Annotated in this window: 8 protein-coding genes and 1 tRNA gene; 4 read left to right on the forward strand and 5 right to left on the reverse strand. The window is 29.3% G+C overall.

The features are described 5' to 3' along the window. Positions 1-599 precede the first annotated feature (599 nt). Positions 600-1,778 (forward strand): exonuclease SbcCD subunit D, encoded by a 1,179-nt coding sequence (locus tag AB2369_RS07615; RefSeq protein WP_367665884.1) that lies wholly within the window; start codon positions 600-602, stop codon positions 1,776-1,778. Between the two features lie 3 nt (positions 1,779-1,781). Next, a complete protein-coding gene (locus AB2369_RS07620) occupies positions 1,782-4,913 on the forward strand; it encodes an AAA family ATPase (protein WP_367665885.1) in 3,132 nt (1,043 codons plus the stop codon). Positions 4,914-5,017: 104 nt separating this feature from the next. Here AB2369_RS07620 and rbr read toward each other — a convergent pair whose 3' ends face one another. The 3 genes from rbr to AB2369_RS07635 all read right to left on the reverse strand — a co-directional run bounded on the left by rbr (position 5,018) and on the right by AB2369_RS07635 (position 7,230). After that, positions 5,018-5,608, reverse strand: a complete 591-nt coding sequence (rbr, locus tag AB2369_RS07625; RefSeq protein WP_367665886.1) for a rubrerythrin — start codon at positions 5,606-5,608, stop codon at positions 5,018-5,020. Between the two features lie 58 nt (positions 5,609-5,666). Continuing rightward, the gene (locus AB2369_RS07630) at positions 5,667-6,539 is read right to left on the reverse strand and encodes a DegV family protein (RefSeq protein WP_367665887.1); all 873 of its coding nucleotides are present in this window, start codon (positions 6,537-6,539) and stop codon (positions 5,667-5,669) included. Positions 6,540-6,654: 115 nt separating this feature from the next. Next, positions 6,655-7,230, reverse strand: a complete 576-nt coding sequence (locus AB2369_RS07635) for a hypothetical protein (protein ID WP_367665888.1) — start codon at positions 7,228-7,230, stop codon at positions 6,655-6,657. Between the two features lie 467 nt (positions 7,231-7,697). Here AB2369_RS07635 and AB2369_RS07640 point away from each other — a divergent pair, with 467 nt between their 5' ends. Both AB2369_RS07640 and AB2369_RS07645 read left to right on the forward strand, forming a co-directional pair. Further along, positions 7,698-8,597, forward strand: coding sequence for a sensor histidine kinase (locus AB2369_RS07640; protein WP_367665889.1), 900 nt, complete (start codon positions 7,698-7,700; stop codon positions 8,595-8,597). 78 nt (positions 8,598-8,675) lie between these two features. Beyond that, positions 8,676-8,752, forward strand: a tRNA-Arg gene (locus AB2369_RS07645). A 100-nt stretch (positions 8,753-8,852) separates the two neighbouring features. Here the strand turns inward: AB2369_RS07645 and AB2369_RS07650 are convergent. Then, positions 8,853-10,025, reverse strand: a complete 1,173-nt coding sequence (locus AB2369_RS07650; RefSeq protein WP_367665890.1) for a tyrosine-type recombinase/integrase — start codon at positions 10,023-10,025, stop codon at positions 8,853-8,855. A gap of 120 nt (positions 10,026-10,145) precedes the next feature. After that, a partial coding sequence (locus AB2369_RS07655) for an ImmA/IrrE family metallo-endopeptidase (protein ID WP_367665891.1) occupies positions 10,146-10,414 on the reverse strand: 269 nt, incomplete at its 5' end.

Here is a 10,414-nt window from a genome sequence, read left to right on the forward strand (position 1 = left end):
ATTGTTGAATAGATGTTTTACTGTATCCTCGGGGGTATCAAAGTAAATATACCTATCAGGCAGATTTATTCTATCATTAACAGCGAAGTAAAAGGCACAGGAAGCTGATATTAAAATCACACTTAAAAACACAATAAGTTTTTTCATAGCATCCTCCTAAGTATATATTAAATATTTAAAGTTCCATTTAAAGTTATAACATAGCTAAATATTCACTGTCAATTAACTTACACATATGTAAGAATATCTTAATTAATAGGTATTACAACACTAAGGATCATTATAAAATAAGTTTTGAGCTTAAAATTTTTATAGGGTTTTTAGCTTGAATCTTAACTTATACATGCACTTAAATCCTTTAAAACCTTGAATTTTAAGTAGTGCATAAGATAAGTTTTGAATCAAAAACCCTATAGTAAAAATAAATTATCATAGTTACAACATATCTGGTATAAGAGAATAGATATAATAGTTATTATATCTGTACTTAAAAATTTTAAAGTACTTAAATATTGTATATACCACAGAATCTTCTTAGGATTAAATAATACCTATAATGTTATAATTAAGATATAAATAAGTATTGAGAGGTGAAATCATTGAAATTTATTCATACAAGCGATTGGCACATAGGAAAAATAGTTAATGAATTTCATATGACAGAAGATCAAGAAATTGCTCTAAATGAGCTTTTTGATATTATAGAAAAAGAAAAACCTAACGCTCTTGTGATAGCAGGAGACTTATACGATAGATCAGTGGCACCAGTAGAGGCTGTAGAGCTTCTAAATAAGGTCTTAAATAAGATAATAATAGATTTAAATACTCCTATAATCGCCATTGCAGGTAATCATGATAGTGGGGAAAGACTTGAGTTTGCAAAGGTATTAGTAAGAAATAAGGGACTTTATGTAGAAGGAGTGTTTAATGGAGAGGTAAATAAGATTACTTTAGAAGATGAATATGGTCCGGTAAACTTTTACTTGGTTCCTTATGTAGACCCACCTGTGGTTAGAGAAATCTATGAGGATGAAACTATAAAAGACCATGATAAGGCAATGAAGGCTATATTAGATAGAATAAAAGAAACCATGAATAAAAGTGAAAGAAATGTAGTTATAGCCCATGGATATGTTACTTATATGACTGATAAGGTAGAAGAAAAGGGAGGGCTTAACACTAGCGACTCTGAAAGACCACTATCTATAGGAGGATCTGAACTTATAAACGCAGGATATTTTGAAGATTTCAATTATACTGCTTTAGGACATCTTCATGGGCCACAAAAGGTTGGAAGTGAAAAAATAAGATATGCAGGGTCTCTTCTTAAATACTCTTTTTCAGAGGTGAAGCAAAGAAAAGGAATAACTATAGTGAACATGGATAAGGATGGCGAAGTAAATATAGAACTTAGAGATATCCCTATGAGAAGGGACTTTAGAATAATAAAGGGAGAGCTTAATAGTCTTATAGATCCTTCAGTTTATAAGGAGGGTAATAGAGAAGATTATATAAAGGTAATCCTTACAGATCAAGGGGAAGTATTAGAGCCTATGGCAAAACTTAGGGCTATATACCCTAATATAATGGAGCTTTCTAAAGAGATAATAAAAAGTAATGAAGAGGCTCAAGACTCTAGAGAGAGAAATTATAAGAATAAATCAAAAATGGAGTTATTTAAAGAGTTCTATATAGATATTACAGGTAGAGAATGTGATGATAAAAGACAAAAGGTTATGGAAAAAATCATTGAGGAAGTAGAGAAAAGAGGTGAATAGTAGATGAAGCCATTAAAATTAACTGTCAGTGCTTTTGGTCCTTATGCACATAAGGAAGTTATAGATTTTTCGAGGCTACAGGATAAAAACATATTTTTAATAACAGGACCAACAGGAGCTGGAAAGACTACAATCTTTGATGCTATAGCCTTTGCATTATATGGAGAGGCTAGTGGAAGTGAGAGAGAAGGGACAGCCTTAAGAAGTGATTTTGCCAAGGCTGAGGTTTTAACAGAGGTAGAATTTTGGTTTACTTTAAGGGGTAAGGAGTATTACATAAAGAGAATCCCGCTTCAACTAAAGAAAAAGGTTAGAGGAGATGGATTTACAGAGCAAAAATCAGATGCAGAACTTAAACTTCCGGAGGGAAAGGTTATAACTGGGGTAAAGGATGTTAATGAAAAGGTAGATAGTATACTAGGGATAAATAAGGCACAATTTAAGCAGATTGTGATGATACCTCAAGGAGAGTTTAGAAAGCTTTTAACCTCTGATAGCCTTGAACGTGAAAAAATATTTAGAAAAATATTTGGTACTGATGTATTTGATACCATTCAAAAAAGAATATCAGAAGATGCATCTATCTTAAGAAATGATATAAAGCTTGTTCAAGAGAGAAGAGATACGAAACTTAAGAGCTTAAACTGCAGAGAAGATTATGAAGAGCTATATACTATGATAAATGAGGAACATCTTAATGTAGCGGAGATAATAGAGAAGGCAGAGGATGTTATAAAAAGTGATAAGGAAATACAATCTAATTTAAAAATAGAAATAGATAAAGTTAGATCATCCATAGAAGAAAATAAGTTAGCTATAATAAAAGGTGAAAACATAAATAAAAAATTATCTGATTTAAATAATTCAAAACTTCAAAAAGAAAACTATGAAGGACAAAAGGATGATTATATAGATAAAGAAAGAATCTTAAAAAGTGCTAGAAAAGCATTAGAGATAAGATCTTTAGAAGAGTATTATGAGGAGAAAAATCTAAGTCTTAATAAGGCAAAAGATGATTTAAAAGCTTCTATAGAAAAGGAAAACTTCTTAAAGGAGCAATTCTTAAAGGCTGAAGAAGCTTTAAAGATAGAAAAGTCTAGAGAAGAAGAAAAGAAGAATTTAGACCTTAATATAAATAATATTGAAAAGCTTTATGAAAAGCTTAAAGGATATGAAGAGTCTAAGAGTAAGGTTAATAGTTTAACTTTAGCCTTGGAGGAGTCTAACAATAAAATAACTAATTATAAAAGTAGTTTAAAGATAAACAGAGAAGAAATAAAGAATATCCAAAATATTATTGAAGATATAAGTAAAAAGGAAAAAGAAAAAGTAATATTAGACTCAAAGTGTGAAGAAGCTAAAAATAAAAGAGATAGATTAGCTAAATTATATAAAGAAATAGATAAAGCTTTTAAAAATAATAAGGAATTTGAAGCTGTTAAAGAAGAGTTTCAATATAAAGAAAAGGAGTATAAAGAGAGTAAGGCTAGATATGAATCTTTAGAAGAAATCTTTAGAAAGAGTCAAGCAGGTATATTAGCTTCAAAATTAATCTCTGGTGAGCCTTGTGCTGTTTGTGGATCTACTCATCATCCAAGTCCAGCTAAGTTTGTAGAAGGAAGTATAACAGAGGAGAAACTAAAGGAAGAAAAGAGAAATTTTGATGAGATTAAAGAATATTATGATAGGATTTTAAATGATCTTACAGAAAAGAATGCAGTTTCATCTTCACTATTAAATGGGGTTATAATCCCTATGGCAGAGGAAGTATTTAAGGGATTTAGCTATGTAGATCTAATGGATATTAAGGAAAGAGTTATAGCCTCAGGAGTAGAAGCGAAAGAAACTATAAATAAACTAACTAAAGATATAAATGACATTTTAGAGGAAATAAACAAACTAGATTCTTTGAAGCATTTAAAGACTAAGAAAGAAAAAGATATAGAAGATACGGAGAAAGCTATAGAATCAGAAGAAATCATAAATAAAGAGAAATTAATAGAGCTCCAGGGATTAAAAGAAAATCTCAGAATTCTAGAAGAAGAGTTCCAAGGGGAGATAAAACCTTTAAAAGATATAGAAGAAGAACTTTTACTAATGAAAAGAAAAGCAGATAACTTAAAAGAAGCTTATTTAAGAGTAGAAGAAGAGTTTAATACTTCAAGTAATAAGTATTTTGGAGTTAAGGGGGATAGGGAAGCTAAAGAGAAGAATTTAGAGGAAACTAATATAGAAAGAGATAAGGCACTAGAAAAGTTTAAGGAGAAAACTATAACCCTTGGCTTTGAATCTTATGAGAAATATAAAGCCTCTATATTAGATGAAGAGAGTATAGAAAGGTTAGAGAAAGGGATACAAAACTTCTATAATAACCTTAAAATTTCCGAGGAAATTTATAAGAAGCTCTTAGAGGAAACTAAGGACTTATCTATTATTGATCTTACATCTACAAGAGAAAAGCTTAAGGAAAATGAAGATGTAGAAAAAGTTTTATTAGATAAGGATAAAGTTATTTATTCAAGAATAGAAAATAATAAGACCTTATTAAAGGATGCTAAGGAGTTAAATGAGAAAATAAAAGAGAAAGAAGAAAAATATAATATAATAGGAGAGCTCTCAAATATATCTAAAGGAAATAATAGTGAGAGAATAAGCTTTGAGAGATATGTTTTAGCTTCATATTTTGATGATATAATAGATGCTTCTAATATAAGACTTAGAAAAATGACTAATGGAAGATTTGAACTTCTTAGGAAAAAGGATAGGGGCAAAGGAAATAGTCAGCAAGGCCTTGAACTTGAAGTATTTGATAACTATACAGGAAAAGCAAGACATGTAAAAACATTATCAGGAGGAGAAAGCTTTAAGGCATCATTATCCATGGCTCTTGGACTTGCAGATGTAGTTCAGAGTTATGCCGGGGGAATACAAATCGATACTATGTTTGTGGATGAGGGATTTGGAACCCTAGATCCAGAGTCCTTAGATAATGCTATACAATGTTTAATAGGACTTCAAAGTGGAGGAAGACTTGTTGGGATAATATCTCACGTTCCAGAGCTTAAAGAGAGAATAGAGGTAAAGCTTGAGATAATACCAGCTAAGGAAGGTAGTAGTACTAAGTTTAATATATAGGATAGTAAAAGCACTATGAATTAAATTTGAATTCATAGTGCTTTTATATAATTATCAAAGTAAGATATTAAATTATTGCTAAGTTTTATATTAAGACAAATGGATTAACCTTTGGTATCATACATAATCTCAAAATAGCCTTGAGGATATTTACAAGCAGGACAAACTTTTGGAGCAGCTTTTCCTTCGTGAATATATCCACAATTTCTACATTTCCAATACTGCTCAGTATCCATTTCGTATAATCTGTTACTGTTCATTCTGTTATGCAAATCTAAGTATCTTTGTTCATGATGCTTTTCAACTTCTATAATTTTCTTAAAAGCAAGTTCAACTTCAGGGAAGCCTTCTTCTTTTGCTGTTTTAGCAAAGTCTGGATAAGCAGTTCCCCATTCTTCCTTTTCTCCTTCTGCTGCATATTTTAGGTTTTCAGCAGTAGAGGATAAACCTATAGGATAATCCGCATCAACATCAATTTGAGCTTTCTCTCCTAGCCCTTCGATTAACAAATTATAAAACATCTCTGCATGAGCTCTCTCATTATCAGCAGTTTCTGCAAATACATGGGCAACATGATGATGACCCTCTTTTTTTGCTAAATCACTATAAAAAGAATATCTGTTTCTAGCCTGAGATTCCCCTGCAAAGGCTTTAGCCAAATTTCCAGCTGTTTTAGTACCAACTAAGCTTTTCAAATCAATCACTCCGTTCTGATTTATTTTTACTTAGTTAGCTTTCCACTAAATATTAAAATTATGCATATCTTTCCTTACCTAAGAAAAGTATAGTAAGAGTATCTGGTCCACTATGAGATCCTATGCAAGGACCAATAGAACTAATTATAACTTCCTTTACATTGAATTCATCACATAATAGCTTCTTAAGATGCTCTGCATCACTTAAGCAATCTCCATGACTTATAAATACTGTTTGATCCTCAGGAGATTCTACATTATCTCTAAAGTAATCAACTAGAGTCTTTATGGATTTCTTTCTTCCTTTTATCTTATTTATAGAAACAAGCTTTCCTTCAGCGTTAACGTAAAGAATGGGTTTTATATCAAGAATAGTTCCAATTATAGCAGATGTAGAGGATACCCTACCCCCTCTTTTTAGGTGATTTAAATCATTTACTGTAAAATAATGATTTACTCTAATTAGGTTCTCATTAACCCATGAAATTATATCTTCTTTTGATGATCCATTATTTTTCATTTCATTAGCATGATAAACTAAAATTCCAAGTCCAGAAGATGCACACTTCGAGTCGATTATTGTTATGTCAGCGGTAGGATATTTTTCAAGAACAGATTCTTTAGCTATTAAAGAACTATTATATGTTCCACTTAAAGCAGAGGAGAATGCTATATAGATTATTGCTTTATTTTCCTTAACATGTTTCGTGAATTCTTCTTCAAACCTAAAGGCGTTTACTTGAGATGTAGTTGGAAGCTCACCAGATCTTACCACATCGTAAAATTCAGAGTAGCTTATGGTTTTACCGAAGTCATCTACATAATCTTTACCTTTAAAATGATATACAAGACCTAAGGCTGGTATATTATTTTTATTTAGAAATTCTACTGGTAAATCACAACTTGAGTCAGTTAATATTACGAAGTTCATCTTTCACTCTCCTTACATAAATTATTTATCTGATGGCTACCAACTGTAACACCCCCATCCTATTAAAAGGTGGGGGAGAACAGTTGCTACGCCCCTAGATTAACTCATCTAACCTTCAGATGGTGGAAAGAACACCACCTGAAGGAAGATTCGTTCTATTTAAAAGTTCAATTAATTTCTCCTTAATGTACTCTTCTAGTATAGTATCTCCTATAAAAGTGTTTTCATCAAAATCACTTGGCTTTACTCTAAAAAAGTTTATTATAAGATAGTTATCTTTTACCATATAATCATTAACATGTAAAGGTGCAAATATAACCTCTATTTCATCATATTTAGAATTTGGTACGATTTCATTTAACTCTTCTACTAAATGATTTAAGTTTAAAGTTTTTATTGGAGTAACCATGGACATGGTGTATTCAAAGTCTTCCATAACCCACATATTATAATTCCAAAATCTTTTTTCTTTTAGATTAGCATTAGATAAAAGTTCCCTATTCTTTATAGCACTTAAAACTAGACGTACAGATTCAGCAGTGAATTCATCATCATAGGAAAGTTTCAAACCCTTCATTCCAGCTAAATCATAAAAGAATGATTCAGGAACATTATCCTTTTCAGATACAGCTTGCCAGAAATAAAGCATTGCTTCTATGGTTTCTAAGTTGATTTTTAAATTAGTTATCATAATAAATACGCCCCCTAAATTAACATAAACTTACATAAATATAATATTCAACACATAGAAAATAAAACCTCTAAATTAGTGTATTAGATTTAAAACAATAAAATTACTTATAAGTCGCTTAGGGTTTTCCATATCTAAAAATGTTAAGTATAGTAAAATTTAATATAGTTAATCTGTTGTACTAGTTAAAGATTAATATATTAATAAGTTATAATTTAAATCTCCACCCTAATAATTTCAATGTAATAATTTAACTAATACTAAAAATTAGCTAATAGGATACTAGAAAAATAAATATATATTTTAAGGAAAGTAGAAAAATTCTTGTAATATTTTAAAACATAAAATCATAGTTATTAATATAGTGAAAAATTGTGTATTAAAATAACAGAGAGTAAGGAAATTATTTGTAGAAATATAATATAGGATTCACTAAATAACTAATTTATATTAAGGGGATAAGGGGTATGAGTTTTTTAGATTTTCATGAGGAGATAAAGCATATAGATATATTGGAAGAAGAAAATAAAAAACTAAACAATAGAATTTTAGAATTAAAAAGTGAGTTAGAAGAGCTAGGTATAGATAATAAAATAAAGGATGAGTTTATTGCCAATATATATCATGAGGTAAGAACACCTCTTAATATAATCTTGTCTGTTGTTCAGCTTTATGAGAGTAAACTAAGTGATAAAGGTTTTATAAATGAAGAGAAGAGTACTGAGTATCTAAAAACTATAAGAAATAGCTGCTACCTTATGCTAAAGATGGCTAATAATATAATAGATACAAATAAATTAGAAAGTGGATATTTTAAATTAGAATTAAAGAATCATAATATAGTATCTGTAGTTGAGGATGTTACTATGCTTACTAGAGAGTATGCTAAAATTAAAGAAATAGAAATTATCTTTGATACAGAAGAAGAAGAGATAATATTAGCCTGCGATATAGATAAAATTGAAAGAGTAATTATGAATTTATTATCTAATTCTATTAAGTTTACTCCTAAAGGTGGAATTATTATAGTAACAATATATAAGAATATAAATAATATAGTATTAGCAGTAAAAGATAATGGTGTAGGGATAGATAAAGAGAAGCAAGAATTATTATTTAAAAGATACTATAAAGCTCATGATAAAAATAAGATTATAGCTAAAGGAAGTGGAATAGGATTATCCTTAGTAAAACTATTGGTAGAGATGCATAGAGGAAGCATAGCGGTAGATAGTGAAGAAGGTAAGGGAACAGAATTTAAACTATATTTACCGAGTAATATCTTAAATGAAGAGGTAAATTATAACAGTAGTAGAGAAGACAAAATAAAAGAGGAATTATTTGTAGAGCTTTCTGATATAATTTAGAGTAGAAGAATATTACAATAATAAACATTGATTTTGAAAAAGAACTATGATAATATAATTATGTTAAAAACAAAATATGCGGCAGTAGCTCAGTTGGATAGAGTAGCTGGCTACGAACCAGTTGGTCGGGGGTTCAAATCCTCTCTGCCGTACCATAAAACCTTGCAATATCAATAGTTGCAGGGTTTTTATTTTTGTTTTGAAATGAGTTTGCACCATTTTTTGCACCACCTAGAAAGTAATAAAATATAAATACTATTCCTCTAAATCAAATATATTATTAATCTTTTCAATTGCTTTAAGTTTTTCATCATTCATTACATGCAAATAGGTATTAGCAGTAATTTGGATATCACTATGCCCCAATAGTATTTGAATAGTTTTTAATGGGACATCTTGCTCGAATAACCTTGTAGCATATGTGTGTCTTAAATCATGAAATTTTTTGTTTTCAATTTTAGAATTTTTTATAATAGTTTTATATCTTCTTCTTAGATTACTCTCATCAATAATTGTTCCTAGATTAGTACAGAATACTAAGTTATTATTTTGAAATACTTCTTTAAATTTATTTTTAAGAATGTCCTGTTTACTTTTATGTTCTTCTAATTCTGATAAAACGTTTTTAGGAATAGGTACAGTTCGTTTACTGTTTTTAGTTTTAGGTTCTTGTTCAATAGTAATAGTTTTACCCCTTCCATTTTCAGTTACTGTAGTTATGGTTTTAAATGTTTTCTCAATTGTTATGGTTGAATTTTCAAAATCTATATTTGCCCATCTTAGAGCTAAAAGTTCCCCCATACGCAAACCAGTCCCAAGAGCTGTTATATATATAGCTCTTTCTTTATTATCCCTTAATGTCAATAAGAATCTTTTTTGTTCATCTAATGTAAAAGCATTTACTGTGGCTTTTTTGTCTGAATTTATTTTAGGTACTTTTAAACCTTTACCAAAATCTCTTGTTGTTAAGCCTTGATTGTACGCATAGGTTAAGCAAGGTTTTATTAGTTTATTCAACATTTTTATTGTTGATGGAGTTTTATTCTTATCATATATAAGAGAGTTATAAAACTCTTGGATTTTTAATGAGTTAATCTTTTTAATATCTATATTGGAAACTAATGAATTTTTTATATAATTTCTATATAAACCTTCATATCTTTCTTGAGTAGAGAGTTTTTTATTTATAAAGTGAACACTAAATAACCAGGTTTTGAAGAAAGCTTCAAAAGTTATTTTTGTATTAACTTTAACTCCTTCATCTATTTGTTTTAGAAGTTCCTTTCTTTTCTCTTTTAGCTCTGTAACTGTTTTAGCGTATATAAATTTTCTTATTAATTTACCTTTCGTATCCTTGCCTATTGTTATTCGGTCATAATAATATTGAACACCATTTCTAATAACTGTTTTTTCAGCTTTTTTAGCCATAAAATCACCCCTAAATTAGTTTTTATTATCTTTAAAATAGCATCTAAAGTTATAACTTTGTTATCAATTTTACTCACCCCCTTTACAAACATATGTTCTTGAATTGTTTATAAAAAATACCTATAAGTGCTTGTTATCACTACTTAACATTTCATAACGTAGCTTTAAAAGTTCTATAGGTATATATTCAGATTTAGAAATATATTCAAAGGAATATCCTTGATAATATAGAAAAATATCAGAATTAATTAATAAGTAGGCGGCAAACATATTAGCTTGACGCTCGAGTTTATTTATTGAATAAAATGTATTATTTCTTAAAAATGGTGTATTTGAATCTTCATGTAGTATAGCATGCCCTAATTCATGACCGCATGTAAATATTTGTC

Origin of the sequence: Clostridium sp., from assembly GCF_040797585.1 — a bacterium.
In the GTDB taxonomy this organism is placed as follows: Bacteria; Bacillota; Clostridia; order Clostridiales; family Clostridiaceae; genus Clostridium_Z.